This is a genomic window from Glutamicibacter sp. BW77 (assembly GCF_002332285.1).
Lineage (GTDB): Bacteria > Actinomycetota > Actinomycetes > Actinomycetales > Micrococcaceae > Glutamicibacter > Glutamicibacter bergerei.
The window spans coordinates 57,896-83,822 of sequence record NZ_NRGT01000065.1; the positions used below are offsets into that span (position 1 = coordinate 57,896).

Sequence of the window (25,927 nt, forward strand, 5' to 3'; positions counted from 1 at the left end):
CTTAGGATTTTGAATTACCACCTATGTTAAAAGGAGCCGTCATGGCAGAACGTACAGCAATCATTGGAAGTCGAGTTGGCCTTCACGCCCGTCCGGCTGCAATCTTCGCCGAAGCCGCCGGCGAGCTTCCGGTCGAGGTCACCATCGCATTGGAAACAGAACCTGCCGAGGACGCATTAGATGCCTCAAGCATTCTGTCGCTCATGGGCTTGGGCGCCGAATACGGCACCAAGGTTGTGTTGCGCGCTGAGGGTGAAGGAGCCGAAGAGGCTCTGGATCAGTTGGTGAAAATCTTGGAGATTGACCACGACTCGGAGTAAAACACCTTGTTCATGCAAAGTCCGCGCTTGACCTTTAACGGTGAGGCGCGGGCTTTGGTTTTAATTCCAGATTACTGATTGACAAAATTCAATCAGTGGATGGATGATTGATCCTACGCGCAAGTTGTAGGAGCTTCTCATGGGTAGGTTGCATGACTCAATGCTGCGCCTCGTTAAGCCATTCACCCACAGGGACTATGCGCTCTTAGCGAGCGCATTAATTATTTCCACCTTTGCCGCCGGCATGTGGGCGGTGGCAATGGTCTATCAGGTGCGTCGCTTAGGCGGCGGGCCCCTAGAGCTGTCCGTGGTGGCCACCTCAAACGCTGTGGGGCTACTTGCCTTAGTGCTGCTCGGCGGCATTTTGGCCGACAGATATTCCTGTCGAAAAATAGTCATCTTGGTACAGCTACTGTTGGTGCTCATCATGAGCGTGACAGCCCTATTGGCACTGACTGGTGCCATCACCCTATGGCATCTCATGCTCACCAGCTTCCTCGCCGGTGCCGGATCAGCATTCTTCTTCCCGGCATATTCCGCACTACTGCCTCGCATCTTGCCCCCGAAGGATCTACTGGCCGCCAACGGTCTTGAGGGTACGGTCCGGCCGGTAGTGCACACGGCTCTGGGACCGATGGTTGCGGGTTTTCTTGTTGCCGCGATTTCCCCGTCGCACGCAATTGCCGGAATCGCGCTGTGTCATGTGATCGCTATCTTTGTTCTGCGCCGCATAGCGCACCGCAAAGAATACGACGCCCCGGAGCCTGCCGACTCTACAGTTGTAGCGCCCAGCGTACTGCGCCAGTTACGCGAAGGCGTGGGCTATACGATGCGTACCAGCTGGTTGCGTTGGACGCTGATCTTTTCGGTGATTTCAGTATTCACCTTTATTGGACCTTTTGAGGTGCTGCTGCCATTTATCGTCAGCGATCATCTGGGCGGGGATGCAAAACTCTTTGGCTACACGCTGGCCTTCTTCGGGGCCGGTTCGGCGATCGGTTCGTTGTTGATCGCCTCGGCGAAGTTCCCACGTCGATACCTGACTCTAATGACCGCTTGCTGGTGTTTAGGCACATTGCCGCTGGCCGCGGTGGGATACGTGGATGCCGCGTGGATGTTGTTCGCGATTCTCTTACTTTTCGGCATTACCGATTCGGCCGGAATGGTCATCTGGGGAACCTTATTGCAACGCCGGGTGCCGAAACATTTATTAGGTCGTATTTCCAGCCTGGATTTCTTTGTTTCCTTGGCATTGATGCCCTTGTCCATGGCTGTGGCCGGCCCGCTAAGCCATGTGTTGAGCCTGCAAAGTATTTTTGTGATCGCAGGGACCGCCTCGCCAATCTTCGGGCTGCTCGCTTGGTGGGCTGGACGTTTTGCTCGCGATGAAATTGAGCATCCGTTGCACTCAACATCGGAAACGCAGGCAAGCTTATAGCTAGCGCCTTGACCCTCACCGCGTTCCCTATGCACTGGCTACGAAGTCACTGAGCGAAGGCGTGGCAGTTTTGCGTCGCCACCGGATGAGCGAGAAGCTGAATAGATGAGCATGTCTTCCCGCGTCACCCCTCGGCTCAGCGCACTGCTTCTTGGCATTCTCCTGCTCGCAGGTTGCGCCTCCCAGCCATCCGAACCACAGCCCGAGCCCGTTGCCACGCCACCTGCAGTGGACTGCGCAACCACCAAATGCGTCGCGCTAACCTTCGATGATGGCCCCGGAGAGTACACAAATCGCCTACTCGATGAATTGTCCGAACAGCACACGCCGGCCACATTCTTTGTACTGGGCAAGAACGTGAAGAAATACCCCAAGACGCTTAAGCGCATGGTTGACGAGGGGCACCAAATAGGCAGCCACACCTTTGACCATAAAGACATCACAAAGTTAACCGCCGAGGGCATTGAACACGAAGTGCAGTGGACCGATGAGGCAATTGAACAAGCAGCCGGCGTGAAACCGCAAATTCTTCGTCCGCCTTATGGCGCCCACGGCGCCGTCTATGACCGGCTGATCCCCTATCCACTGGTGTTGTGGGACGTTGACACGCTGGATTGGAAACACCACGACCCACAAAAGACCGTCAGAATTGCCCTCGAAGAAGCCAAGCCCGGCTCGATTATTTTGATGCATGACATCCACGAGAGCTCGGTCAAAGCGGTGCCGCAACTAGTGAGCAAACTTCACGATGCCGGATACACCCTGGTCACCGTGGACCAGCTATTTGCCGGAACTGACTTTAAGCCAGCAAAGGCCTACGACCATCGATTTAAGACGAATCCCTAAGGGGCCTGCTCGGCATAAAATCTGAGCTGATCAAGCATGTCCCCTTCGGCTTCACGGACCGACCTGGCAAGCTCTTCACACTCTTGAACGCCTAAATCCGGGTTAATTACCGCAACCTGAAGCACCACTTCGGTGTATCCGGCATCGTCTTTCAGATCAAAACGATAGGACAAGCCATCCGGGTTCTCAGAGGTATGTGCCACGAGCAAACGATTTTCGATTAGATCATGGATTTCATAACGTCGCTCGTGTCCACCCACCCGATAGATCAAATTCGTGCCAACGCGCAACTGCACGTCGTCCGAATGCATGGTGGCGATACCCGGCATCCACAAGGGAGCCGCGCTCCAATCGGTCAACAATTCCCAGACACGGTGCACCGGCAAGTGAATCACCACGGTGCTTTCAAAAACACTGAACTGGCTCATACTCGAATCGTCCCACTCCCATGCATTTAATGGAATACCACCGCTCAACTCGCTTGACCCTCGGCCCCAAAAAACAGAAAAGCCAACCGGTGCGCGGGAGCGCGCATCGATTGGCTTATGCAGTTGTTGTACTGGGTTTACCAGTCTTCTTCGTCGTCGGCCTCGGAAGTCCCCAACTCGGGTTCCTGCTCTTGGTCGAAGTTGTACCAAGCTTCGGTGAAGCCAACCATCTCATCCAGCGCTTCTTGCTGATCTTCGTCGAGGGCTTCTAGCGCCTCGGCATTGTTCAGGATCGCGCTGATTGCTAGGAATGGGTGACGTTCAAAGTAGTCCAGTGGAGTAGCTTCACGTGTGAAGGTCAGGTTTTCACTTTGCGCAAAGAGATCTATGTACTGCGCAACGGCAGTCGGCATACGGGTGAGGCTAATACCGGAAAGGGACTCGTTGTAGATTTCGGCAGTGGCATCAGCCCACTGCTCAATGAGCTCTTCGCTCATTTGTGCCATCAGATTCTCCGCCTTGGTGCGTAGGTTTAGGAATGCTCACATCTTGGGTAAGAATTCAGCTTAAACCTTCAGACCGAGCATGCCAAGACGATCTAGGTGTGATTTGTCCTTGGTCGACCTACTACCGTCGGCGAATGGCGAACCGCCACTGGCCGACGGTAGTACGTCGCGGAAAGCCTTAGTAGGCTTTCACTCCTTGCTCAACGATCAGGTGGATCAGGGCAAAGGTCTTGTCATTGTCGATTGCGGCAAGCGCCGCAGCCACGGCGGCAGGAACGTCAGCGTCGTTCTCCACGCGCACTCCGTAGCCACCGAAGGACTGTGCCATCAAAGCGAAGTCCGGGTTTTTCAGCTGGGTACCGGATACGCGATCCGGGTAATGGCGTTCCTGATGGGTGCGGATGGTGCCGTATTGCTGGTTATCCATGACAACCACCAGCGGGGTGGCACCATATTGGGCGGCGGTAGCAAGCTCTTGGCCGTTCATCATGAACTCACCATCGCCGGCAATACTGACCACGCGGCGCTGCGGGTAGGACAGTGACGCGGCCACCGCCGAAGGGATGGAGTAGCCCATCGAGCCGTTACGTGCCGAAAGCATTGAGGCGTAACCATTGGTGGGGAAATAGCGGTGCGCCCAGTTGGTGTGTTCACCGGCGCCGAAGGTGACCATGGCATCTTCGGGAAGGGCGTTAACCAGATTTGCCATCAAGGTATCCATCTTTGCCTGGCCTGAGGTTGGCGTGGAAGGCGGCAACTGGGCAAACTTTTCTTGTTCGCCGCGCATGCGTCCGGTCCATTCACGCCATGAATCTTTTACCGGCAGGTCCATCAGCAACAGGTCACGAACGAAGACATCAGGTTTAGCCACGATCTGATGAGAGACCGGACCGGAACGGCCCCTAAGTGATGGGTCGATGGTGACCAGGAAGTTCTTCTTGTCCCAGTTTTGACGGACGTTAAATCCATCGGTGATCACGTCTCCCGGTACGGTGCCAACGAAGATCAATAGGTCTGTTTCTTCCAGTAGGTCATAGGTTGGCTTGGGCCTGCCGTACCCAATTGGCCCTACATAGGACGGAGAGTTAAACGGCACGGTGCCTTCGCAACGCCATTCGGCTGCCGCCGGTAGATCATGCTCCTCGAGCCAGCGGGTGAAGTCAGCTGCACCTTCGTGGGTCCAGTCATTGCCACCGAAGATAAACAGTGGCTTATCCGCTTCCTGCAGTGCGCCGTGTAGCGCCTTCCAATCGGTGACGGTCATGCCACCGGTGGCCACCGGGATTTCCGGGTGCAGCGTGGCGGAAACCTCGCGGGTGATGATGTCTTCGGGCAGACCAACAACTACCGGACCAGGGCGGCCGGACATCGCAGCAAACATCGCTTCGGCGACGACTTCGGAGGCTCGATCTGGGTGATCCAAGACCATCACACGTTTAGCTCCGGTACCGAACCAGGCCCGCGGATCAAACTCCTGGAAGGCTTCCTTGCCGCGGTGCTCAAAAGGAATCAGGCCTACGAACAGCACCAAAGGGGTGGAGTCCTGCCATGCGGTGTGCAGTCCTACGTGGGCATTGGCGGCGCCCGGACCACGGGTGACCATCGCGATGCCCGGACGCTGGTGCATTTTTCCTTCTGCCTCGGCCATGTACGTGGCTCCGCCTTCGTGGCGGCAAACAACTGTGTCAATAGTCGAATTATGCAGACCATCAAGGACGTCTAGGTAGCTTTCCCCGGGGACAACGTAGGCACGCTCCACGCCATGGGCTACAAGGGTGTCAACAATGACATGTCCGGCCGACTTCTTTGTCGACGGCTGACCATTTTCACTCATCTTTTTGGCGTCTTTCTATCGAATAAAAGTCTTGGTTCGCAGATACGAAAAAAGGTGCCACAAGGCACCAGATGCAACGTTGCGTCGTCGTGAAACAGTACTAGAGGCCGGTGAGCAATGCACGAAGTTACGCATTTACTACGCAAATATGACATCTTGCTTAGAAGGACTGCATATCATCGGGCAAATTGTCTATAAATTTCCCACCGATAAGTCAGTGTGTTGCATCACAGCCACAATCGCGGTCTACCGCTCCGTGGCACCCTCAGGGCCATGTGGAACCAAGTCCCTTCATGAAGGCAGTAACGAGCGTGACGTGTTTGACGACACATCCATCCAGCCAATAGCCTATTGAACAACTAATGTTTCCTCTCGGTAACCCTCGACTTTCCGACCTCATAGAACACGAGCCCAATTCATGGAATACATCAACGGAGTAATCGTTGCAGCGTATCTGGCGGCAATGCTGCTGTTCGGCTGGTGGGGCAAGTCCCGCACCAAAAACAGTAGTGACTACCTCGTCGCCGGACGCCGGCTCGGCCCGTTCCTCTACACCGGCACCATGGCGGCAGTAGTATTGGGCGGCGCTTCGACAGTGGGTGGCGTAGGGCTGGGATATAAATGGGGCATCTCAGGCATGTGGCTAGTAGTTGCCATCGGGGCCGGAGTGATCTTATTGTCCCTGGCTTTTGCCCCTACCTTGCAGCGGCTCAAGGTCTTCACCGTTTCGCAAATGCTCACGCTACGCTATGGCAGCAAGTCCGCCACCAACACTTCGGGCATTGTCATGCTCGCTTACACCTTGATGCTCTGCGCGACATCAACCAGCGCGTATGCGACGATCTTTGTGGTTCTCTTCGGCTGGGAGAAGTGGCTTGCCATCGCTATTGGCGGCGCCATTGTGGTGGTCTATTCCACCATCGGCGGCATGTGGTCCATTACCCTGGCAGATCAGGTGCAGTTCGTCATTAAAACGGTAGGCATCTTCTGCCTCATGCTGCCTTTTGCATTAAACGCCGCAGGTGGCATGGACGGCATCCGTGAGCGCGTGGATGCAGAGTTCTTCAGCTTCACCGGCATCGGACTGCAATCCATCATCACGTACTTTGTCGTTTACACTCTGGGCCTGCTGATCGGTCAGGATATCTGGCAGCGCGTATTCACTGCGAAGAGCCCCAAGGTCGCCCGCTGGGGCGGAACTACCGCCGGGTTTTACTGCATCATCTATGGTGCTGCGGGAGCCGTTATCGGTATGGCCGCCAAGGTCGCACTTCCAGACATTATCGGGGCAGATATGAATAAGGACGTCGTCTACGCGGAGGTCGCCACCGAGCTGCTACCCGTAGCCGTCGGTGGCTTGGTGATGGCTGCGGCGGTGGCCGCAATGATGTCCACCGCCTCCGGAGCATTGATCGCTGCGGCCACGGTGGCTCGCACCGATGTCACTCCATTTGTTGCCAGCTGGTTTGGCAAGTCCATCAGCGTCAATTCCGATGAGAACCCAGAACATGATGTGCGGGCGAACCGCATCTGGGTACTGGTACTTGGAATCGTGACCGTATCACTGGCAATCCTTGTTGATGATGTGGTCGCCGCGCTCACGATCGCCTATGACATCTTGGTCGGTGGCCTGCTGGTGGCCATCATTGGCGGATTGCTGTGGAAGCGTGGCAATGGCATTGGCGCAGCAGCGTCAATGGCCGCCGGTACGCTCGTCACATTGGGCACCATGATCATTCTAGAGATCCAGGCCGAACAAAAGTTCGACGGCGTGTACGCCAACGAACCGATTTACTTTGGTCTCATTGCCTCCGCGGTCACCTTCATTGTCATTTCATCGCTCACCAGGCCCACCCCCACGCAGGTCATTGAACATTGGAATCAACGTGTCGCAGGTACCGCCGCAGTTGAAGGCGTGGAAGCAGGCGTCAAGTAATAACTAGTCTCGACCCGTAGGTGAGAAGACAATGCAGGCCCGGCGAAATATTCCGCCGGGCCTGCATTGTTCTTCCCAGAAATTCTCTGGGACGAAAGAGTTAGTCGTTGATCAGATCGTGGCGCACAATGGTCTGATCGCGGTCTGGACCTACGCCAATGGCGGAGATCCGGGTGCCGCTAATCTTCTCGAGAGCCAGAATGTAGTTACGTGCATTTTCTGGCAAATCTTCCATGGTCCGCGCCGCGGAGATATCCTCGGTCCAGCCCGGGAAGTACTCGAAGATCGGCTTCGCGTGGTGGAACTCGGTCTGCGTCATCGGCATCTCGTCGTGGCGCACACCGTCAACGTCGTAGGCCACGCACACTGGGATCTGCTCAATGTTGGTCAACACATCGAGCTTGGTTACGAAGTAATCGGTGAAACCGTTCACGCGCGAGGCGTGGCGGGCCAGCACCGCGTCGTACCAACCACAACGACGTGGGCGTCCGGTGTTCACACCGAATTCTCCGCCGGTGGTCTGCAGGTAGATACCCATATCGTCGAACAGTTCGGTAGGGAACGGTCCGGCACCCACACGGGTGGTGTAAGCCTTGATGATACCGATCGAACGGCTGATCCGGGTCGGGCCAATGCCAGAACCGACCGAGGCGCCACCGGCGGTAGGGTTCGAGGAAGTCACAAACGGGTAAGTGCCGTGATCAACGTCCAGGAAGGTTGCTTGGCCGCCCTCCATGAGGACCACCTTGCCCTCATCCAAGGCGTTGTTCAGTTCGAAGGTGGAATCAATCATCAACGGGCGCAACCGGTCCGCATAGGACAGGAAGTACTGCACAATGTCCTCGACGATTACGGTGCGACGGTTGTAGATCTTCACCAGTAGTTCGTTCTTCTGGCGCAGTGCACCTTCAACCTTCTGGCGCAGGATTGATTCGTCAAAGACGTCCTGTACGCGGATGCCTAGGCGTCCCACCTTGTCCATGTAGGCCGGGCCGATGCCGCGTCCGGTGGTGCCAATGGCACGCTTACCCAAGAAACGTTCGGTGACCTTGTCCATGGTCTGGTGGTACGGAGCTACCAGGTGAGCGTTAGCCGAGACGCGCAGTTTCGAGGTGTCGGCGCCGCGAGCTTCCAATCCTTCGATTTCTTCGAAGAGGGCCTCAAGGTTCACCACACAACCGTTACCGATAATCGGAATGGCGTTGGGCGACAGAATGCCGGCCGGAAGGAGCTTTAGCTCGTACTTCTCACCGCCGACAACCACGGTGTGCCCGGCGTTGTTACCGCCGTTTGGCTTGACTACATAGTCGACCTGCCCACCGAGTAGATCGGTAGCCTTGCCTTTACCTTCATCGCCCCACTGGGCTCCGACGATCACGATTGCTGGCATGGGATCCTCCCCCTTGCATAAAGCAGCGGTTGCGGCGCTCTTCACGCCGTCCCGGCACGGTGCCGGGCAAAAAATATGCCCCTGTACTTCTCACTTGGCCCAAAGGGCGCAATGTAAGAGTTAGGGGCTCTTACGACCAAAGTTTACCGAAACGATTAGTGAATCTCGAGTTGCACGTCACGGTGTCGCCCACGCAGGCCATAAGCGACAACCAGAAACGCTATTCCGGCGAAGACCACGGCAATGGAAACAACGTACAGGGCAATGACTCGGTATCCCTGATCCGGATTGAGGAACGGGTACGGAACCCATCCATCGGACGCTCCGCGAACCAGCACGACTCCGGTCCAGAGCATTGGATAAATCAGCAGCAGCGGCACCGCCCGGTAAGACAAAAAAGTACGGTCCCTGGCCAAGAGCCAATCGGCCAGAACTAGCAGTGGCCCAAAAATATGCATAACCCAGTTCGCCCATGGAAGGGGCACCCCTCCTGCAGCGCCTAAAGGGGCCAGCAAGGTGATGTAGATCAGTCCGACGACAACCATGCATACGCTCGCCAAAGCACGCAGGCCCACAACCCAGCGAGGCGTCGAAGCACCTTTGGCAAGGCCCAGCAACCCTGCGATGAGCCCGACAATGACCACCACCAGATTCGACTGGATGGTGAAGTAGCCAAAGAAATTCAGCGGTAGCACCGGGCCCCGTGAGGCAGTGTCGGCGTAGGTCGCCACGATAGCGCTTAGGGTGACCAGTGCCCACAGTATTCGAGCGAGGTTGAGATAGCGTATGGTGATTTGAGGGGTCTTCACCCTCAAAGACTATAACCAGCGGCTACCGCATCCAATGGTTTATTCGTAGCGGCCCGGAGATTCCTGAACATTGCCGGTCATCAAAAACCGCCCAGGAGAACCCTCACAATGCAATAATTGTCCCAAAATCAGCCAAGAACTTGACTCTGACACAGTGTGAGAGCGGAGAACTAAAGTATGTTATCCATCGGGGCGTTTGCACAGATCGGTCAGGTAACCCACCGCATGCTGCGGCATTGGGACACCGCCGGCCTGCTCAGACCCGCCCATGTAGACCCGTTCAGCAGCTACCGCTCCTATGACCCCTCCCAGCTTCAGCGCTTGCATCAGATTGTTGCGCTGCGTGATTTGGGATTCGGGCTCGAAGAAATTTCTTTGATCTTGGATCAGGGAGCAAGCGCAGGAAAAATAGCCGAACTTCTACACATTCGCCAGGCTCAGGTTGAGGCCGAGCACCATCTAGCCACGCAGCGCTTGGCCGATGTGCAGCGGCGTCTGCAACTGATCTCCAAGGAGAAGCTCATGTCACGCATTGAAATCATCCACAAGCCACTGCCCGCGGTGCGCTTGGCAGCAGGCCGCTTCACGGTGGCCGAGCAACCTGAAATCGCCGGTCGAGTCGGCCCGCTCTTCGACAAAATCGCGCAATCCCTTCACGGCCAAAGCCTTTCCACGCCGATTGCGCAGTACAACGGAACCGAGGATGGAGTAGAGGTCATTGCTGGATACGCCACGAGCGCTCCGAGCCTGACCGGTGTCGAGATCGTCGAGCTTCCTGCTGTGCCTGAGGCCATCTGCGGGGTGCACCTCGGAGCCATGGACAGCATCCATGAAAGCTGGCAGGCCGTGCACGAAGAAGTCTTGGCCCGCGGCTTGGTTCCGACCGGTCCGTGCCGCGAAGTCTACGTGCGTGCTGTGTCCGAAGACCAAGGCGATTGGGTGACCGAACTGCAGCAGCCGGTCAGCGTAGCTTAGCCAACCAGCTGGTGCGGTGATTCTAGTAAATCACCCACCACGCTGTGCGCGGCACCGATCAGGGCCCCGGTCTGCCCCAGCGGAGAAAATCTCAGCTTTGCTTGGCCGGCAATGCTTGGTGCATAGGTTCTGAGGCTGCTCGTCGTAGCCGGCAGTAGCCACCGCTCTAGCGCGGCGAAATGCCCGCCGAAGACCACGGTGGATACGTTGAATAGGCGCATCGCCGATGCCACGGCAACCCCCAGTGACTTACCGGCGTCTGCCACGGCAATGTTGGCCGGCTCCTGCCCGGATTCCAACGCTTGGTAGAGACGCTCAATGCGCTGCTGACGCGAGACGCCACGGGCAGCCACCCCAAGGTTTGCCGCGGTCAGGATGGCTTCCTGTCCGGCAACCGTTTCTAGGCATCCGCGGCCACCGCAGCTGCATGACTTGCCTTCTGGTTGGACCACCACGTGTCCCAGCTCGCCGGCATGGCCCTGCGGGCCGGCAAAGAGTTCGGCATCGATAATCAGACCGCCGCCAATGCCCACCTCGCCGGAGACGAAGAGGAAATCGCGTTCGGCTGGTTCCATCAGCTGTTGCTGGGCCAGCGCCGAGGCGTTGGCCTCGTTAAAGAGGCGGAAGCGGGTCTTCGTTTCGCTCAGTAGTTTTCGGACGTCCAAGGTTTGAGCTTCCCAGCCAAGGTTTGGCGCCTGGAGCACAGTGTAGCTCTTCTCATCGACCAGACCTGGCACTGCGAGCCCACCGCCAAGGATCTTCAGATCCTGGGCCTCGGCCGCCTGCTGCATTTGGCTGCTTAGCTCACTCAGTGCATCGATGACTTGTTCAGCGTTAACCGCACGGTTCAAGCGCGGAACAATCTGGTGTGTCAGCAGTTTTCCAGATAAATCTACTAGCCCGGCGGAGATGTAGTCGACGTTGATTTCCATGCCGATCACACAGCGTGCGGGGTTTAATATCAGGCCCACCGAGGGCCGTCCACGTTCTCCGTCTCGGTGCACTCCGATTTCAATGATCAATCCGCTTTCCAGCAGGTCAGCGACCAGACTGGAGACTGAGGCCTTGGTGAGTTTACTGCGCGTTGCAATGTCCGCACGAGAGAGTCGATGCTCGCTGTGGGCACCGGCAATGACCGCTAAAACCCTTGCCAGGTTCGCCTTGCGCACATCCCCCACATTTCCGGGCGCATTCGAAGGTGCAGGCTGGGCTTCAGCCGTTGTTTTGCGCATGCCTGCTCCTTAGAAAATCTTGGCCGGCTTGTTGCCGTTTCCTATTGACTCTAACTCATCGCTAACCATATAGTTCAGGATATAAACTAAATGGTGAAAGCCACACTCTCTCGATCCAAGGATGTATCTAATGACTCTCCAACCAACCGCCGCCGACCGCTTCACTTTTGGTCTGTGGACCGTGGGATGGACCGGCGCCGATCCATTCGGTGTCGCCACCCGCAAGAACCTGGATCCAATCGAAGCCGTCCACCGGCTCGCCGAATTCGGCGCCTACGGCGTCACCTTCCACGACAATGACCTGATTCCTTTTGACGCCACCGCTTCCCAGCGCGAGCAAATCTTGACCGACTTCCGTGCAGCGCTAAAGGAAACCGGCCTGAAGGTCCCCATGGTGACCACCAACCTGTTCAGCCACCCGGTATTCAAGGACGGCGGATTCACCTCGAACGACCGCTCGATCCGCCGTTTCGCGCTGGCCAAGGTGTTGCACAACATTGATCTGGCTGCAGAGATGGGCGCCGAGACCTTCGTCATGTGGGGCGGCCGTGAAGGTTCCGAGTACGACGGTTCCAAGGACCTGGCTGCGGCACTGGATCGTATGCGCGAAGGCGTAGACACCACTGCTAGCTACATCAAGGAAAAGGGCTACAACATGCGTCTCGCGTTGGAGCCAAAGCCAAACGAACCACGCGGCGACATCTTCTTGCCAACCGTCGGTCACGGCCTGGCCTTCATCGAAAAGCTGGAACACGGCGACATCGTTGGGCTTAACCCTGAGACCGGCCACGAGCAGATGGCTGGCCTGAACTTCACCCACGGCATCGCTCAGGCACTCTGGGCAGGCAAACTGTTCCACATTGACCTCAACGGCCAGCGTGGCATCAAGTACGACCAGGACCTGGTCTTCGGTCACGGCGATCTGACCAGCGCATTCTTCACCGTTGACCTGCTGGAAAATGGCTTCCCAACCGGTGGCCCGAAGTACGACGGCCCGCGCCACTTCGACTACAAGCCATCACGCACCGACGGCTACGACGGCGTGTGGGACTCGGCGAAGGCCAATATGTCCATGTACCTGATGCTCAAGGAACGTACCCAGGCCTTCCGCGCAGACCCAGAAGTCCAGGAAGCTATGAAGCTCTCCGGCGTCTTCGAGTTGGGCGAGAGCACCCTGAACGCTGGCGAAACCGCGGCGCAGCTGATGAGCGACGCAGCAAGCTTCGCTGACTTCGACGCCAATGCGGCCGCGCAGCGTAACTTCGCGTTCATCCGCCTGAACCAGCTGGCTATCGAGCACCTGCTCAACGCCCGCTAAATCACTCACCCCACCCACCGCAGAAAGCAGCCGAAAATAATGACGCTCGTTGCCGGCATCGACTCGTCCACTCAATCATGCAAGGTGGTCATTCGCGACGCCGCAACGGGCGCTCTAATCCGCTCTGGACGCGCCTCACACCCCGAGGGCACCGAAATTGACCCGGAGTTCTGGTTCAGCGCACTGCAAGAAGCGATCGCTCAGGCCGGTGGCCTGGACGACGTGGAGGCGGTCTCGGTGGGTGGGCAACAGCATGGCATGGTGGTACTCGATGAGTCTGCCACCGTGATCCGTCCTGCGCTGCTGTGGAATGATACCCGCAGCGCGCAGGCGGCTATCAACATCATTAATGACGCGGGCCAGGGCGATGTGGAAGCGGGCGCCAAATACTGGGCGCAGCGCACCGGCACCGTTCCGGTCTCCTCCATCACGCTGACCAAGTTGCGCTGGCTGAAGGATCACGAACCAGAAAATGCGGCGAAGGTCGCCGCCGTCTGTCTGCCACATGATTGGCTGTCCTGGCGTCTGGCCGGTTACGGTCCGGGTAGCGGAGCCGAAGGTCTGGCCGCCCTGCGCACCGACCGTTCGGATGCCTCGGGCACCGGTTACTACCGTGCCACCGAAAACACTTATGACCAACAAGCGCTAGAGCAGCATCTGGGCCACGCCCCAATCCTGCCTAGCGTTGTGGGACCACTAGATTCCATCGGCCGCACCGAGACAGGCACCCTTATCGGCCCGGGCGCTGGCGATAACGCCGCCGCTGGACTGGGCGTCGGCGCCAAGCTAGGAGACGTAGTCATGTCGCTGGGCACCTCCGGTACGGTGTTCGCCGTGACCGATGCTCCGTCGGCAGATGCCTCCGGGCTGGTGGCCGGCTTCGCCGATGCCACCGGAAACTACCTACCTTTGATATGCACGCTCAATGCCACCCGCATCTTCGATGCCACCGCCAACCTATTGCGGGTGACTCTGGAAGAAGTCAACGACCTCGCCCTAGCCGCCAGCCCTGGGGCGGACGGGCTAACCTTGCTGCCGTACTTTGACGGCGAGCGCACCCCCAACCTGCCAGAGGCCACAGGTTCCTTGCACGGAATTACCCGCGCCAACTACACCGCGGCCAACTTGGCCCGCAGTGCCGTGGAGGCAGTGATCTGCTCACTGGCCGACGGCCTGCATGCTTTAGAAGCCCAGGGGGTGCGCGCACAGCGCATCATCCTGATCGGTGGTGGCGCGCAGTCCCGAGCCGTGCAGCAGATCGCTTCGCAGGTCCTAGGATTGCCCATCATGGTTCCGACCCCGGGCGAATATGTGGCAGATGGCGCTGCGCGCCAGGCCGCCGGTGTACTGGCCGGAGCATTCCCGAAGTGGACTCAGGACACCGTCCAGGTAGCGGCGTTAGAACCAACACCGCAGGTACTTGAACGCTACCGCGCACTGGTTTCCAGCCAGTGGCTGAATAAGTAAGGACTAACTGTGCAGTTACGTGAGAAGGAACTGAACTGGGCAGGGAATCTTGCATACGGGGCCAAGGAACTGCTCTACCCCACCAGCATCGAACAGTTGCGGGAGCACGTGCATGTAGCAAAATCTGTGAAGGTTTTGGGCTCGCGTCATTCTTTTAATGACATCGTCGATACCGGGGAGCTGATGATTTCTCTGGCCAAGATGCCAGCAGAGATCAAAATTGATCCGCAGGCAATGTCCGTGCGAGTCAGTGCCGGCATCACCTATGGCGCGCTGGCCGACGTGTTGCAGGAAGCAGGTTTCGCCCTGCATAATCTCGCCTCACTGCCACATATCTCGGTGGCCGGCGCGGTGTCTACCGGCACCCACGGTTCCGGAGAAACCCACGGTAACCTCGCGACCGCCGTCAGCGCAGTAGAACTGGTACTGGCCGATGGTTCGCTGATGACCGTGCAGCGTGGCGACGAAGATTTCAATGGCATGGTTGTCGGATTAGGTGCGCTGGGCGTATTGACCCACCTCACCTTGGATATCCTGCCAGCCTTCGAAGTGCAACAGACCGTCTTTGAGGATTTGTCATGGGACAAGGTCCTCAACGACTTCGATGCCGTCCAGGCTTCGGCCTATAGCGTCAGCCTGTTCACCGATTGGAGCGGGGACCATGTAGGACAGACCTGGCTCAAGCGACGCGTGGGTGATGCACTGGTTGACGATATTGATCAAGGCAAATTTGATGGCCTGCCGGCAATTGCTGCAGTGCACCCGCTGCCTGGAGCCGATGGGGCGATCTGCAGCATCCAGTTGGGTGAGACAGGGCCTTGGTCGGACCGACTAGCCCATTTCCGCATGGATTTTATGCCCAGTGCCGGTGATGAACTACAGAGCGAATATTTGGTTCCGCGCGAACACGCGGTGGCAGCCATACAAACAATTCGTAAGCTCTCACCGGTCATCACGCCCCTACTGCTGATCTCCGAGGTGCGTACCATTGCCGCCGATGAGCTCTGGCTCAGTGGAAACTACGACCGTGATGGCATCGCCCTGCACTTTACCTGGAAGCCGCAACAGAAAGCTGTCGAGGCGATCCTTCCGCAGATCGAAGAAGCCCTGGCGTCGTTTGCTGCTCGACCGCACTGGGGCAAGCTCTTTGCTGCCCAAGTTTCCGAGCTCGGCAGCCTGTATCCGAAGTTTAATAACTTCATTGCGCTGGCTGACCGGCTAGATCCTGCGGGCAAGTTCCGCAACGAATACCTGCGTCGTACGGTGTTCGGAACCTAAGCGCACGCTGGTCTTGCCCGGCTCTTGAAAGTGGTCATGTGGCGCTGGGCAGGCTCACCGGTTTTTGCTTTAGATCCATCCACGTTCTTCGGCGAGCAACACCGCTTGTTGGCGGGTAGCAACGTTCAACTTGGCCAGAATTGCGGAGATGTAATTGCGTACGGTTCCGGGGGCAAGGCTCAGCGAGCGAGCGATTTGGCTTGTGGATTCACCACGTCTCCCCGCGCGCAATACGTCCAGTTCCCGCTCGGTCAGCGGGCTTCGTTCATCACTGAGCGCATCGGCGGCAATCTCGGGGTCTACGTAGCGTGCCCCCGCCATGACACGGCGGATAACCTCGGCTATCTCGTTGGCGCTTCGCGACTTTGGCAAGAACCCACTAACCCCGGAAGCCAGAGCCCTGCGCAACACTCCGGGGCGGGCATGCCTGGTCACCACAACACAGCGTGTGGCGGTCAGCGTGGTGCGCAGCCGGTCGGCCACCTGAACACCGTCAAGTTCTGGCATCTCCAAATCAAGCAGACAGATATCTGGCTTTAGTTTCTCTGCCATGACAACAGCTTGCGCACCGTCGGCGCATTCGGCAACCACCTCGATGTCGTCCTCTAAAGACAACAGGGCCGCCACCGCCGAACGAATCATTACTTCGTCATCTGCGATTAAAACTCGGATCATTATTGTTCTTCCTTAGAGTTCAAAGCTGGCACCAGCACCACGATCGAGAACTCATGTTTTCCACGGTGTACCTGAACCGAACCATTAGCCTCGGCCACACGGCGGCCGATCCCTTGTAAACCGGACCCCTCAACGTTGCCTGCAGTCTCGGCGGCCCGATCATTAGTGATCTCGTAGCGCCACTGTTCTGCCTCACGTTGTAATGACAGGTGCGCGCGTTTCCCGGCGCCGTGACGCAGTACGTTAGTTGTTGTTTCGCGAATGATCGGTCCGAGAGTGGCAGCGGGCGCCAGGTTCGCCTCGGCAGACACCGTGGCGTTAACCGAGGTGCCGGCTGCGCGGAGTAGATCAACCGCATTATCAATCTCGTCGCGCAGCGGAACACCACGGAAGCGCATGGCCAGATCTCGGGTGCCCTGCTGGGCTTCGGCGACACTGGACCTGGCCAGCCGCAGCTGCTTCAGCGCCGCTTCCGGGTCACGCGCCAGCAGCCGTTCGGAGAGTTCGAGCTGTAACGCGATCACCTGAAGGTGATGTCCTTGTAAATCATGAACATCGGTGGCAACCCGCAGCCGCTCTTGGGTGGCTCCTAACCGCGATTCCGCTGCCCTGGCGCGGTCAAGCGTGGCTAGCACGTCCCACCACCATAGCGAGCTGGCGGTCATGGCAGGCAGCAAAATGGACAGGAATCCCAGTGTCCACCAGCTTTCTGCGCTCCCCCCGTCAGCGGAAGTCACCGCGCTCAGGTCGATGAACCACAGTCCACCTAGCAGCACCAGCGCCACGATCACTAGACGCAGGCGCACCCCGCGAGGCCAGTTGAGCAGCATCAGAGATTGCACGAGAGGCACCGCGCCAACCACCCAGAGCCCGCTGAGCAGGCCCGCCGTGAGCGCAAAGGCCACGGAAATAATCAGCGGAAGAAGCATGGCGCGCCACTGCGCAGCGGCTCCGGCCGTTTCATCTCGACGCCGGTACTGCACCATCAGCGGCACGGTGGCGGCGCACCACACCACTCCTCCGATAGCCATGATTACGACGGAGGATGGGCTCTTACCCAGGTTGGCTTGCGCCCCGATCCATAGGGATACGACCATGAGCTGAAATACCAGCAAGCCTGCCACCGTGTACCACCAGGTGACGGTGATTCCCGTTCTCAGCCTGCGCGAACCAATCGATCCGGGGCCGAAGTTCTCCGTCGAATCGGCAGGTAAAGGAGCACTCATTTCTTCAGTATACGGGGATGACATTTGTCATTACCTAAACATGCAAAGCTCCCTGTCACAAGTGACATTTAGGCACTTACCGTGACGCTGAAAACGCGATGAAATTGTATTACACACACATCCAACAACTCACGACAGGAACAATAATGAACCTCATCGAATCCTTCCAGGACCTCATCTCCCAAGTCCCAGAACTCGCACAGCCACTGATCGTCGCCCTCGCCGGCGCAGTTCCCTTCATCGAAGGCGAAGGTGCGGCAACCATCGGCATTCTTGGCGGAATTAACCCGGTGGCCGCCGCCATAGCCGCCATCATCGGCAACTTCATCTGTGTGGCGTTGCTTGTGCTACTGGGTTCCGGTGCCCGCACCGCACTGGTCAACCGCAAACGAGCCAAAGAACCTATCGCAGTAAATGGTGCCAACCGCACCGAAGACGCACAGCTCCGCGGAAGTATTGCGCCGGTAGCCGCGGACAGCGAACGCAAAGCCAACCGCCGCATGAAATTCCAGCGCGCATTCGAACGCTACGGCGTGCCAGGGGTGAGCTTGCTCGGCCCACTGCTACTACCCACGCACTTCACCGCCACCATGCTCGCTGCCGCCGGCATCAACAAGGCACGCATCCTCATCTGGCAGGCAGTCGCAATCGTCGGCTGGACCGCCGTGCTGTCCATCTTTGTGGCCAGCGTCGTCAACGTCGCAGCCTAGGAAAACCCGGCAAGGTCAGCGCGCATGGGTAGTCGGTGACACTACGTCTAGACTAGAAGGCATGGCATTAACTCAGCTGACCGTCGTGGATACCGCGGTCGATATCCTGCAACAGTTTGGGTTAGCTGACCTCTCCATGCGGCGTTTAGCCAAAGAACTCGAAGTTCAGGTTGGCGCGCTGTACTGGCATGTAAAGAACAAACAAGAGCTACTGGCTGCCGTTGCCGCAAAATTATTGAACACCGAGCAGCTACGTGTCATCCCAGAAAATTTTGCAACACCCGCCGACGCTGTTTTGCAGCTATGCCGCAAGTTGTACTTGGCTCTGCTTCCCATCCAGGACAGCCCAGAGGTGATCGAAGTAGCCAGCGCATTGCAAGTTGAGCAGCTCAACCCGGTTCTGCAGCTACGCGACTTGCTTCACTCTGCAGGTTTGTCCACAGAGGATGCCCGTTTTGGTCAGCAGCTACTGCTCAACCACATTTTAGGTTCGGTGGCCTACCGTCAAAACCTTGTGCAGTTGGACGTTGATGCACCACAAAGTGACGGTTTTGATTGGGGACTGCAGCGCGCAGTTTCTGGTCTTTTCTCACGCGACTAACCCCACTAGAAGAACCTAGCTCAGTCGCCCGCCGGAGACCTCTAGGTAGCACGAGGCACACAGAGACTCGTACCAGACGTCTTCCCCGTCGATAGCCACCTGGTCGCCGTCAAAAACAACCTGGTCCCCCACCCGGCGTGTGTTAAACATTGCCTTGCGTCCGCAACGGCAAATGGTTTTTAGCTCTTCCAAGGAGTGCGCAAGCTCCATTAGTCGCGCGGAGCCCGGGAAAGCATGGGTTCTAAAGTCCGTGCGGATTCCGTAGGCAAGGACCGGAACATTGTCCAGCACGGCAATGCGCAGCAGGTCATCAACCTGCTCTCGGGTCAAGAACTGCGCCTCGTCGACTAGCAGGCAAGCGACCGGGGGTGAATCAACGTGGGTGAGAAGGGCTTCGGGGTCCTCGCCGGAAGCTATCGCAGCGAACTGCTGACGCACATCGCCTTGTGGGCTAATCACGAAGTCAACCTCGCGTTCAAGCCCTAACCGGGAAACTATCGAGGCCTCCCCCTTGGTGTCGACGCCGGGCTTGGCCAACAAGATCCGCTGGCCGCGTTCCTCATAGTTGAAGGCAGCCTGCAATAAGCTCGTTGATTTGCCCGAGTTCATTGCCCCGTATCGGAAATACAGCTTGGCCACCATTGCTCCTCGAAGGTTGCTGTGCCTGCTATCTAGCAAGCCCTTTATGATCTTAGTGCCCGCAACAGAATTCTCCAGTGAACTGGCTCCGCGGGCCACGACTTGCCCAGGCTAGGCCGAAGGTTGCTTCTTGCCGGCAAAGACCAGCTTGTAGAGCACCGACATGACGATGACGAACGGCACTCCGAAGATCAACGTGTACTTGAATTCCGGTACGACGAACGAGGTCACCAGCAGTCCTGCCAGTAATACCGCACCAAATAGTGAGGCGGCCGGGTATCCGGGGAGTTTGTATTCCAAGACAACCTGCTCTCTGTGCACCTTGCGGCGGAAAGCCACATGGGTCACCAAGATCATGAACCAGGTAGCCAAGGCACCAAAGGTAGCCAGTGACATCATGATGCCAAATCCACCCTCTGGAACCATGGCGTAGACCAGTGCAGCCACGGCAATTCCGCCAGCAGACATCCACACCGCGTGGATCGGGGCACCGTTGCTGCTGGTTTTATGGGCTAGGCGTGGTGCATGACCGGAGTCAGCCAATGAGTGCAACATGCGAGTAGCGGCGTAGAGCTGCGCGTTCATCGCCGACAGTGCGGCAATGATCAGCACGAAGTTCAGCACCGAGTCGGCAAAAGGAATTCCAACCTGGGACATCACGGTGACAAACGGAGAACCACCGGAAATGAGTTCACTGGTGGGCGCCACCGCGAGGATCAACGCCATGGTGAATACGTAGAAGAGCAGTAGGCGCAGGAAGGAAACTTTGAAGGCCTTGCGCACCGCAATTTTTGGGTTGCGGGCCTCGGCCGCGGCAATCGAGATAGCTTCGATGCCCATGTAGGAGAAGATCGCCACGATCACCGCACTCCACATACCGGAGAGCCCATTGGCGAAGAAGCCGCCCTCGGCGGTGTAGTTCTGGAAGCCGAACTGGTCATTAGAATCATGGAAGACCAACCACAGAGCAATGATGATGAAAGCGACCACGGCGAAGACCTTGATCGCGGAGAACCAGTATTCGGTGGTGCCGAAGGTTTTCACGCTGGCGAAGTTCACCGCAAGCAACACTACGGAAAAGAGGATCACCCAGAGCAGTCCGGGAATTTCGGGGAACCAGTACTGCATGTATTCACCCACGGCGCTGACCTCGGTACCCACCGCGAAGATTAGCGCGGACCAGTAAAGGTATTTCGTCAGGTACCCGGCGAACCGTCCCAGGTAGCGTTCGGCATAGACTCCGAAGGATCCAGCCACCGGCTGCTTAACCGTCATTTCGGCGAGAGCACCCATGACCAGCAGCGCTACGACTCCACCAATCAAGTAGCTGACGATCACCGATGGGCCGGCCATGGAGATGGCCAATTTGCTGCCGGCAAACAGTCCCGTGCCGATCGCGCTACCCAGGGCGATCATCGACATCTGGGCCGGTGTTAATGACTTCTTTAGACCCGACCCGGAATCAGTGACGTGTACCGGTTGCTTGCCCAACGATGCTCCCTTAGACCTATGCGAACAGCGCGACATTGATGGATGCCACGCTGTTATTAAGGGTACGCTGGCGTAAAATCGCTGGATTCTCGGGTCGCTGACCCAAAGGTCAGTGAATTTTGCGCTATGTCACGGCATTTCGTACGGTAAACTCCTCGCGCTGCCATGCCCCAGTGTGCAGAACTTCACGCAGGATCTCTACCGCATCCCAGATATCGGTGCGACTCAGGTAGAGCGGCGTAACCCCAAAACGCAAAACTGCAGGCTCTCGATAGTCACCGATGACCCCTCGGGAAATGAGCGCAGCGATAATTTCATAGCCGTTGGGATGGCTGAAACTGACGTGGCTCCCGCGGCGAGCATGATCCCGTGGGGTGATCAGTTCCAGCCCGTACCCGGCACAGCGGGTTTCAACAAGTTCGATAAATAAGTCCGTCAGTTCTAGCGAGTTCGCCCGGACCTTGTCCATTTCCGCTTCAACACTGATATCTAGACCAACCTCAATCATGGCCATTGAGGTCACCGGCTGGGTGCCGCACATGAAGCGACGCACGTCATTGGCTGGCGTGTAACTCTCCGCCATTGCGAATGGCGCCTGGTGGGACCACCAGCCGGACAGTGGCTGCCAAAAACGTTCGTGATGGCGCGCGTTGACCCAAATGAATGCCGGCGATCCGGGGCCACCGTTGAGGTATTTATAGGTGCAACCTACCGCGTAGTCAGCGTTTGCGGCGTTCAGCGCAACGGGCACTGCACCGGCAGCATGTGCCAGATCCCAAATCGCCAACCCGCCGGCCTGGTGAACCGCCTCGGTAATAGCAGCCATATCCCACATGGCGCCGGTTCGATAGTTCACGTGCGACAGGGACACGAGCGCGGTGTCGTCTCCTAAGGCTGCAAGCAGCTCGGTTTCGCTATCAATCAGTTTCACTTCGTAGCTGACGCCAGTTTCAGCGCCGACAGAGTTGAGCAGGTCTGCCAGGCCCTCTGCGATGTAAATGTCTGTGGGGAAGTTGTCGCGTTCGGTGATCAGCACCCGGCGGTCTGGGCCATCAACCTGCTGAATGCGAAGTGCCGAGGCTAAAGCCTTAAAGAGGTTAAGGCTGGTGGTATCGGTAACCACGGTTTCACCCGGATTTGCGCCGAGTAGCTGGGCCAGCTTGTCGCCTAAACGCGTAGGAAGTTCAAACCAACCGGCATCGTTCCACGAGCGGATTAGGCCGTGGCCCCATTGCTGGGTGACGACTTGCGCGGCACGCTCTGCGGCTCCATGCGGTAACGCTCCGAGAGAGTTTCCATCCAGGTAGATGACGCCTTCGGGGAGTTGAAAGCGCTCACGGAACCGGATCAGCGGATCGTTGGCATCTAGCTGCGCTAGGGAAGCTCGGCTCAGTTCAGTTTGCACGGTTTCTCAGTTCTTCTAGGAATACTTCTTATCTCTTATCGTAGAATCAGTGACGAAATACTTCGATTGATTTCGAAGAATAGCCAAGAAATGAGAAATATTTTCGTGAAAAGTTCACTTTGGTCGGTCCAGGGCGAAGCCGTACCGCATCCTATTCGCGTCGATGAGATCGATTTGGCGATTCTTTCCGAACTTCGAACCGACGCCCGCATTGCCAATAATGTGCTCGCGGCCAAGATTGGTCTGGCGCCTTCGACCTGTTTGGGTCGAGTCAAGGCGTTGCACCGCGCCGGGGTCATCCGCGGATACACCGCGCTTATCGACGAAAAGCTTCTCGGTGTCACCGTCAATGCCATGATCTCTGTGGTGGTTGCTCCGGCGGCACGTGACCGGCTACTTGCCTCAGCACGGACCCTGCAAGAGCTAACGGAAGTCAAAGATGTTTTTGTGCTCGGCGGTACACCGGATCTCTTGGTGCGAGTTGCCGCCCGCAGCATTGATGACCTGCGCACCTTCGTGGCGACGCATCTTGGCGCCAACCGAGCTTTTTCTTCCACGCAGACGGCAATCATCTTTGAGCATTTAAGCTAAGCACCCACCGCGACAGGGACCGGTAGCACGCTAACGACCACCCGATCACCGGGTAAAAACTCTTCAGAAGCTTCGTGCTGTACTGCAATTTCGGATTTTGGGGCCGTGAGGCGCACCAGGGTGCGCCGAAGGGATCCAAGGAATCCTGAAGAAATCACCACACCGTCCAATGCTGGTCCGATATTTTCACCGGCACGGAGAATTCGCAAATGTTCGGGACGTACAAAGGCGGTGACCGCTTGCCCGACCTTTGCATTCCCCATCTTGGCAACCGGAATACTCTGCCCGTGGACCAGCACGTGCTGGTCATCTTCAATTAGACCCGGAAGTTTGTTTGAAATTCCCACAAAGTCAGCCACAAAGGCGGAGACGGGGTGGCGGTAAATCTCTTGAGGGGTGTCGAATTGCTCAATTCTTCCCTGATTCATCACCGCCACACGGTCCGAGATCGCGAGTGCTTCTTCCTGATCGTGAGTCACGAATACCGTGGTGATGCCCAGATCGGTGACGATTGCGCGAATTTGTTCACGAAGTCGCACCCGCACTTTAGCGTCCAACGCGGACAGCGGTTCGTCCAGCAATAGCGCGCGAGGTCGGGTAACCAGCGCACGAGCTAGAGCCACACGCTGTTGTTGACCTCCAGAAAGCTGCGCGGCAAAGCGATCGTCAAAACCGCTCAGCCCCACAAGTTCCAGGGATTCTGCCACTCGCTGTCGGCGAACGGACGCCGAAATCTTGCGCATCCGTAAACCAAACTCCACATTCTTCTGTACTGTCATGTGCGGAAATAGAGAGTAGGCCTGAAAAACCATCCCAATATCGCGTTTGTTGACCGGAATTCCCGAAACGTCCTGCCCATCAATGAGTACACTGCCCGAAGTGACGTCTTCAAGGCCAGCCAAACAGCGCAACGCAGTGGTTTTCCCACAACCCGAAGGCCCTAGGAGACAAACTAGTTCACCGGGTTTCAAGCTCAGGTCCACCGAGTGTAGAACCGTTGCCTGCCCGTAATCCTTGCGAACTTGCAACAGCGCAATACCACTGGGAGCTGCCGGCGTGGGAGTTGGACTCGGAACAGCGAAACTATGCGACATAAGATTTTTCCTTGGCTGAAGGCGTGCGTACTTTACTGTTCCGGATTCTGGAGCCGGCTCCAGAAACTGTAGCGAGCAAAACGAACATGATGATCAATGACAACAGTGAAACGAGCACGGCGATGAACGGGTTCGTTTGAGAGATCTGGAGCAACCCCGTTTGAAAGGTCATCCGGCTAAGCAACGAAGACACCGTAAATTCGCCCATCACGATCGCAATCGTCAATAGTGAGGCCGAAAGTAGACCACGGCGTAGCCCCGGAATAAGTACTCTGGTGAACACCGCAAACCAAGTTGCTCCTAAAGACCTCGCAGCCTCGCTTAGTACCCGTGCGTCCATTCCCTGCAGATCTGCCATGATCGCCCGATAGGTGAAGGGCAACACCAAAACACCATAGGCAAGAAACAGCGTCCATTCCCCAGAACCTAAACTTTTGCCTAACAGCCGATAAATCGGCGCAAAGCCCACAACTAATGCAATCGCCGGAATGGCGATGGGTAGCACCGTGAGCAGATCAAGGATTCGTTCAAACTTTGGGAAGCGAAGATGAACCCAGATAATAGTTGGGGCAAAAACTCCAAGCACTAACACCAACGTGAGCCCACTGAGCACCGCTGAATTGCTCAGCCCGTTGGCTAGCACACGATACTGACGGCTATCGCCGATTTCTCCCAACGCAAGCCAGTGCTCAAAGCTATAGCCTCCACCCGGTGAGCGCAGCGTAAATTCGGTCATGGCAAACAGCGGAATCAAAAAGATCAGGGTGACGCCCCAGAGAATCACGCGACGCAGCCATTTCTGCGGTGGAGTTGCTACACGACTCATTGTTGCCACCTTGCCGCTCGTTTCATCAACGCGCTGTAAAGCACCATCGCAACCGCCATGACGACGATCATGCCCAAAGCCAGCACACCGGCAGAATTTGCGTTCGAGGCGCCGGTTTCACCAATCAAGGCTGCCCTGATCTGCAATGGCACAATTTGTGCACCCTGGCTGATCAGCGCTGCAGCTGTGGCATACGAGGAGAAAGAATTCGCAAACAAGAGCAACAGGGCACCCAAGAACGAGGGCGCAAGCACCGGGAAGCCGATGTGCCGCCAGTATTGGAATTTATTGGCACCCAAGGTGGCGCTCGCCTCCACCCATTGCGGACGAAGCCGTTCAATAGCTGGAAAGAAGGTAATGACCATCAAAGGAATCTGGAAGTACAGGTACGGACCAATCAGGCCCGGCAGCTGATATAACCAGACACCGTTGGCATAAATATCAAAGTTCAATGTTTCCTGCATCCACAGGCGAAGAATGCTTTGCGCACCCATGGTCGCAATGAATGCGAATGCAAGCATCACACCGCCAAACTGGGCCAGTACCGAGGAAGCGGCGTCCACCATCCGGCGTACCGCACTGTCCTGATTCACCCCGGTTAGCGCCCAGCACACCAGTGCCCCGGCCACTGCGCCAACCACAGCGGTTAGTGCGCTGAGCCCGGCCGAGGCCCCGAAGGTGTCCCAGACGGCAGGGTTTGAATACACCGAGAAGTTGGCGAGCGTAAATTTTCCTTGCCCGTCTCTAAACCCGCTACCCACCGCCAAGACCGTGGGTAACCCGAGGAACGCGAGGATGTAGACGCTGAACGGGGCCAGCCCCAGCCATGCGAATTTTCGTTTCAGTGAGAACCATTGCTCCTTGGATCCATGAATTTTTCTGTTTGGCAACG

25 protein-coding genes are annotated in these 25,927 nt (G+C 57.2%); 11 read left to right on the forward strand and 14 right to left on the reverse strand.

Features of this window, described 5'->3' with window-relative positions:
• Window positions 1-41 precede the first annotated feature (41 nt).
• The 3 genes from CIK74_RS11050 to CIK74_RS11060 all read left to right on the forward strand — a co-directional run bounded on the left by CIK74_RS11050 (window position 42) and on the right by CIK74_RS11060 (window position 2,604).
• A complete protein-coding gene (locus tag CIK74_RS11050; RefSeq protein ID WP_096256270.1) occupies window positions 42-320 on the forward strand; it encodes an HPr family phosphocarrier protein in 279 nt (92 codons plus the stop codon).
• A gap of 139 nt (window positions 321-459) precedes the next feature.
• Window positions 460-1,758, forward strand: a complete 1,299-nt coding sequence (locus tag CIK74_RS11055) for an MFS transporter (RefSeq protein WP_096256271.1) — start codon at window positions 460-462, stop codon at window positions 1,756-1,758.
• Between the two features lie 105 nt (window positions 1,759-1,863).
• Complete coding sequence (locus CIK74_RS11060; protein WP_096256272.1) at window positions 1,864-2,604, forward strand: polysaccharide deacetylase family protein; 741 nt, start codon at window positions 1,864-1,866, stop codon at window positions 2,602-2,604.
• Here the strand turns inward: CIK74_RS11060 and CIK74_RS11065 are convergent.
• The 3 genes from CIK74_RS11065 to CIK74_RS11075 all read right to left on the reverse strand — a co-directional run bounded on the left by CIK74_RS11065 (window position 2,601) and on the right by CIK74_RS11075 (window position 5,372).
• Entirely contained in the window at window positions 2,601-3,032 is a 432-nt protein-coding gene (locus CIK74_RS11065; RefSeq protein ID WP_096256273.1) for an SRPBCC family protein, read from the reverse strand. The genes CIK74_RS11060 and CIK74_RS11065 overlap by 4 nt on opposite strands.
• 137 nt (window positions 3,033-3,169) lie before the next feature.
• Window positions 3,170-3,538, reverse strand: a complete 369-nt coding sequence (locus CIK74_RS11070; protein ID WP_096256274.1) for a hypothetical protein — start codon at window positions 3,536-3,538, stop codon at window positions 3,170-3,172.
• Between the two features lie 178 nt (window positions 3,539-3,716).
• Window positions 3,717-5,372, reverse strand: coding sequence for a thiamine pyrophosphate-dependent enzyme (locus CIK74_RS11075; protein WP_096256275.1), 1,656 nt, complete (start codon window positions 5,370-5,372; stop codon window positions 3,717-3,719).
• Between the two features lie 418 nt (window positions 5,373-5,790).
• Here CIK74_RS11075 and CIK74_RS11080 point away from each other — a divergent pair, with 418 nt between their 5' ends.
• Window positions 5,791-7,308 carry a sodium:solute symporter gene (locus CIK74_RS11080; RefSeq protein WP_096256276.1) on the forward strand — a complete coding sequence of 506 codons (1,518 nt, stop codon included), beginning with the start codon at window positions 5,791-5,793 and terminating at the stop codon, window positions 7,306-7,308.
• Between the two features lie 100 nt (window positions 7,309-7,408).
• On the opposite strand, the gene CIK74_RS11085 is transcribed toward CIK74_RS11080, so the two are convergent.
• Both CIK74_RS11085 and CIK74_RS11090 read right to left on the reverse strand, forming a co-directional pair.
• Complete coding sequence (locus CIK74_RS11085; RefSeq protein ID WP_096256277.1) at window positions 7,409-8,698, reverse strand: adenylosuccinate synthase; 1,290 nt, start codon at window positions 8,696-8,698, stop codon at window positions 7,409-7,411.
• Between the two features lie 155 nt (window positions 8,699-8,853).
• Window positions 8,854-9,507, reverse strand: coding sequence for a Pr6Pr family membrane protein (locus tag CIK74_RS11090; protein ID WP_096256278.1), 654 nt, complete (start codon window positions 9,505-9,507; stop codon window positions 8,854-8,856).
• Window positions 9,508-9,684: 177 nt separating this feature from the next.
• On the opposite strand from CIK74_RS11090, the gene CIK74_RS11095 reads away from it, so the two are divergent.
• The gene (locus CIK74_RS11095) at window positions 9,685-10,482 is read left to right on the forward strand and encodes a MerR family transcriptional regulator (RefSeq protein WP_096256279.1); all 798 of its coding nucleotides are present in this window, start codon (window positions 9,685-9,687) and stop codon (window positions 10,480-10,482) included.
• On the opposite strand, the gene CIK74_RS11100 is transcribed toward CIK74_RS11095, so the two are convergent.
• Entirely contained in the window at window positions 10,479-11,714 is a 1,236-nt protein-coding gene (locus CIK74_RS11100; protein ID WP_096256280.1) for an ROK family transcriptional regulator, read from the reverse strand. The two genes, CIK74_RS11095 and CIK74_RS11100, sit on opposite strands and share 4 nt — an antisense overlap.
• A 130-nt stretch (window positions 11,715-11,844) precedes the next feature.
• Here CIK74_RS11100 and xylA point away from each other — a divergent pair, with 130 nt between their 5' ends.
• Genes xylA through CIK74_RS11115 form a run of 3 tightly spaced genes read left to right on the forward strand, consistent with a single transcriptional unit; the run spans window position 11,845 to window position 15,777 of the window.
• Complete coding sequence (xylA, locus tag CIK74_RS11105) at window positions 11,845-13,032, forward strand: xylose isomerase (protein ID WP_096256281.1); 1,188 nt, start codon at window positions 11,845-11,847, stop codon at window positions 13,030-13,032.
• Between the two features lie 39 nt (window positions 13,033-13,071).
• Window positions 13,072-14,499 carry a xylulokinase gene (xylB, locus tag CIK74_RS11110; protein ID WP_096256282.1) on the forward strand — a complete coding sequence of 476 codons (1,428 nt, stop codon included), beginning with the start codon at window positions 13,072-13,074 and terminating at the stop codon, window positions 14,497-14,499.
• A gap of 9 nt (window positions 14,500-14,508) precedes the next feature.
• Complete coding sequence (locus CIK74_RS11115; RefSeq protein WP_096256283.1) at window positions 14,509-15,777, forward strand: FAD-binding protein; 1,269 nt, start codon at window positions 14,509-14,511, stop codon at window positions 15,775-15,777.
• A gap of 69 nt (window positions 15,778-15,846) precedes the next feature.
• On the opposite strand, the gene CIK74_RS11120 is transcribed toward CIK74_RS11115, so the two are convergent.
• Both CIK74_RS11120 and CIK74_RS11125 read right to left on the reverse strand, forming a co-directional pair.
• Entirely contained in the window at window positions 15,847-16,452 is a 606-nt protein-coding gene (locus tag CIK74_RS11120; RefSeq protein ID WP_096256284.1) for a response regulator transcription factor, read from the reverse strand.
• Complete coding sequence (locus CIK74_RS11125) at window positions 16,452-17,702, reverse strand: histidine kinase (RefSeq protein ID WP_240520529.1); 1,251 nt, start codon at window positions 17,700-17,702, stop codon at window positions 16,452-16,454. Before CIK74_RS11125 ends, CIK74_RS11120 begins: the two co-directional genes overlap by 1 nt.
• A 122-nt stretch (window positions 17,703-17,824) precedes the next feature.
• Here CIK74_RS11125 and CIK74_RS11130 point away from each other — a divergent pair, with 122 nt between their 5' ends.
• The gene (locus CIK74_RS11130) at window positions 17,825-18,388 is read left to right on the forward strand and encodes a small multidrug efflux protein (RefSeq protein ID WP_096256285.1); all 564 of its coding nucleotides are present in this window, start codon (window positions 17,825-17,827) and stop codon (window positions 18,386-18,388) included.
• Window positions 18,389-18,449: 61 nt separating this feature from the next.
• Complete coding sequence (locus tag CIK74_RS11135; protein ID WP_096256286.1) at window positions 18,450-18,989, forward strand: TetR family transcriptional regulator; 540 nt, start codon at window positions 18,450-18,452, stop codon at window positions 18,987-18,989.
• A 15-nt stretch (window positions 18,990-19,004) separates the two neighbouring features.
• Here the strand turns inward: CIK74_RS11135 and CIK74_RS11140 are convergent, their stop codons facing one another.
• The 3 genes from CIK74_RS11140 to kynU all read right to left on the reverse strand — a co-directional run bounded on the left by CIK74_RS11140 (window position 19,005) and on the right by kynU (window position 22,524).
• A complete protein-coding gene (locus CIK74_RS11140) occupies window positions 19,005-19,628 on the reverse strand; it encodes a thymidine kinase (protein ID WP_096256307.1) in 624 nt (207 codons plus the stop codon).
• 111 nt (window positions 19,629-19,739) lie between these two features.
• Window positions 19,740-21,119, reverse strand: a complete 1,380-nt coding sequence (locus CIK74_RS11145; RefSeq protein ID WP_096256287.1) for an amino acid permease — start codon at window positions 21,117-21,119, stop codon at window positions 19,740-19,742.
• Between the two features lie 124 nt (window positions 21,120-21,243).
• Window positions 21,244-22,524 carry a kynureninase gene (gene kynU, locus CIK74_RS11150; protein WP_096256288.1) on the reverse strand — a complete coding sequence of 427 codons (1,281 nt, stop codon included), beginning with the start codon at window positions 22,522-22,524 and terminating at the stop codon, window positions 21,244-21,246.
• 105 nt (window positions 22,525-22,629) lie between these two features.
• Here kynU and CIK74_RS11155 point away from each other — a divergent pair, with 105 nt between their 5' ends.
• Window positions 22,630-23,115 carry an Lrp/AsnC family transcriptional regulator gene (locus CIK74_RS11155; RefSeq protein ID WP_229677147.1) on the forward strand — a complete coding sequence of 162 codons (486 nt, stop codon included), beginning with the start codon at window positions 22,630-22,632 and terminating at the stop codon, window positions 23,113-23,115.
• Here CIK74_RS11155 and CIK74_RS11160 read toward each other — a convergent pair.
• The 3 genes from CIK74_RS11160 to CIK74_RS11170 are packed head-to-tail and all read right to left on the reverse strand — an operon-like array spanning window position 23,112 to window position 25,925.
• Entirely contained in the window at window positions 23,112-24,209 is a 1,098-nt protein-coding gene (locus CIK74_RS11160) for an ABC transporter ATP-binding protein (protein WP_096256290.1), read from the reverse strand. The genes CIK74_RS11155 and CIK74_RS11160 overlap by 4 nt on opposite strands.
• The gene (locus CIK74_RS11165; RefSeq protein WP_096256291.1) at window positions 24,199-25,035 is read right to left on the reverse strand and encodes an ABC transporter permease subunit; all 837 of its coding nucleotides are present in this window, start codon (window positions 25,033-25,035) and stop codon (window positions 24,199-24,201) included. The genes CIK74_RS11160 and CIK74_RS11165 overlap by 11 nt, the downstream gene beginning before the upstream one ends.
• Complete coding sequence (locus CIK74_RS11170; protein WP_240520530.1) at window positions 25,032-25,925, reverse strand: ABC transporter permease subunit; 894 nt, start codon at window positions 25,923-25,925, stop codon at window positions 25,032-25,034. The genes CIK74_RS11165 and CIK74_RS11170 overlap by 4 nt, the downstream gene beginning before the upstream one ends.
• Window positions 25,926-25,927 lie beyond the last annotated feature (2 nt).

Excerpts from the sequence above, each read along its gene's own strand:
- CIK74_RS11050 (WP_096256270.1), top strand. The coding sequence starts at position 42 with ATGGCAGAACGTACAGCAATCATTGGAAGTCGAGTTGGCCTTCACGCC.
- CIK74_RS11100 (WP_096256280.1), bottom strand. The coding sequence starts at position 11,714 with ATGCGCAAAACAACGGCTGAAGCCCAGCCTGCACCTTCGAATGCGCCC.
- CIK74_RS11085 (WP_096256277.1), bottom strand. The coding sequence starts at position 8,698 with ATGCCAGCAATCGTGATCGTCGGAGCCCAGTGGGGCGATGAAGGTAAA.
- CIK74_RS11165 (WP_096256291.1), bottom strand. The coding sequence starts at position 25,035 with ATGAGTCGTGTAGCAACTCCACCGCAGAAATGGCTGCGTCGCGTGATT.
- xylB (WP_096256282.1), top strand. The coding sequence starts at position 13,072 with ATGACGCTCGTTGCCGGCATCGACTCGTCCACTCAATCATGCAAGGTG.
- CIK74_RS11065 (WP_096256273.1), bottom strand. The coding sequence starts at position 3,032 with ATGAGCCAGTTCAGTGTTTTTGAAAGCACCGTGGTGATTCACTTGCCG.
- CIK74_RS11060 (WP_096256272.1), top strand. The coding sequence starts at position 1,864 with ATGAGCATGTCTTCCCGCGTCACCCCTCGGCTCAGCGCACTGCTTCTT.
- CIK74_RS11080 (WP_096256276.1), top strand. The coding sequence starts at position 5,791 with ATGGAATACATCAACGGAGTAATCGTTGCAGCGTATCTGGCGGCAATG.
- CIK74_RS11160 (WP_096256290.1), bottom strand. The coding sequence starts at position 24,209 with ATGTCGCATAGTTTCGCTGTTCCGAGTCCAACTCCCACGCCGGCAGCT.
- CIK74_RS11135 (WP_096256286.1), top strand. The coding sequence starts at position 18,450 with ATGGCATTAACTCAGCTGACCGTCGTGGATACCGCGGTCGATATCCTG.
- xylA (WP_096256281.1), top strand. The coding sequence starts at position 11,845 with ATGACTCTCCAACCAACCGCCGCCGACCGCTTCACTTTTGGTCTGTGG.
- CIK74_RS11095 (WP_096256279.1), top strand. The coding sequence starts at position 9,685 with ATGTTATCCATCGGGGCGTTTGCACAGATCGGTCAGGTAACCCACCGC.
- CIK74_RS11120 (WP_096256284.1), bottom strand. The coding sequence starts at position 16,452 with ATGATCCGAGTTTTAATCGCAGATGACGAAGTAATGATTCGTTCGGCG.
- CIK74_RS11130 (WP_096256285.1), top strand. The coding sequence starts at position 17,825 with ATGAACCTCATCGAATCCTTCCAGGACCTCATCTCCCAAGTCCCAGAA.
- CIK74_RS11125 (WP_240520529.1), bottom strand. The coding sequence starts at position 17,702 with ATGTCATCCCCGTATACTGAAGAAATGAGTGCTCCTTTACCTGCCGAT.
- CIK74_RS11070 (WP_096256274.1), bottom strand. The coding sequence starts at position 3,538 with ATGGCACAAATGAGCGAAGAGCTCATTGAGCAGTGGGCTGATGCCACT.
- CIK74_RS11055 (WP_096256271.1), top strand. The coding sequence starts at position 460 with ATGGGTAGGTTGCATGACTCAATGCTGCGCCTCGTTAAGCCATTCACC.
- CIK74_RS11075 (WP_096256275.1), bottom strand. The coding sequence starts at position 5,372 with ATGAGTGAAAATGGTCAGCCGTCGACAAAGAAGTCGGCCGGACATGTC.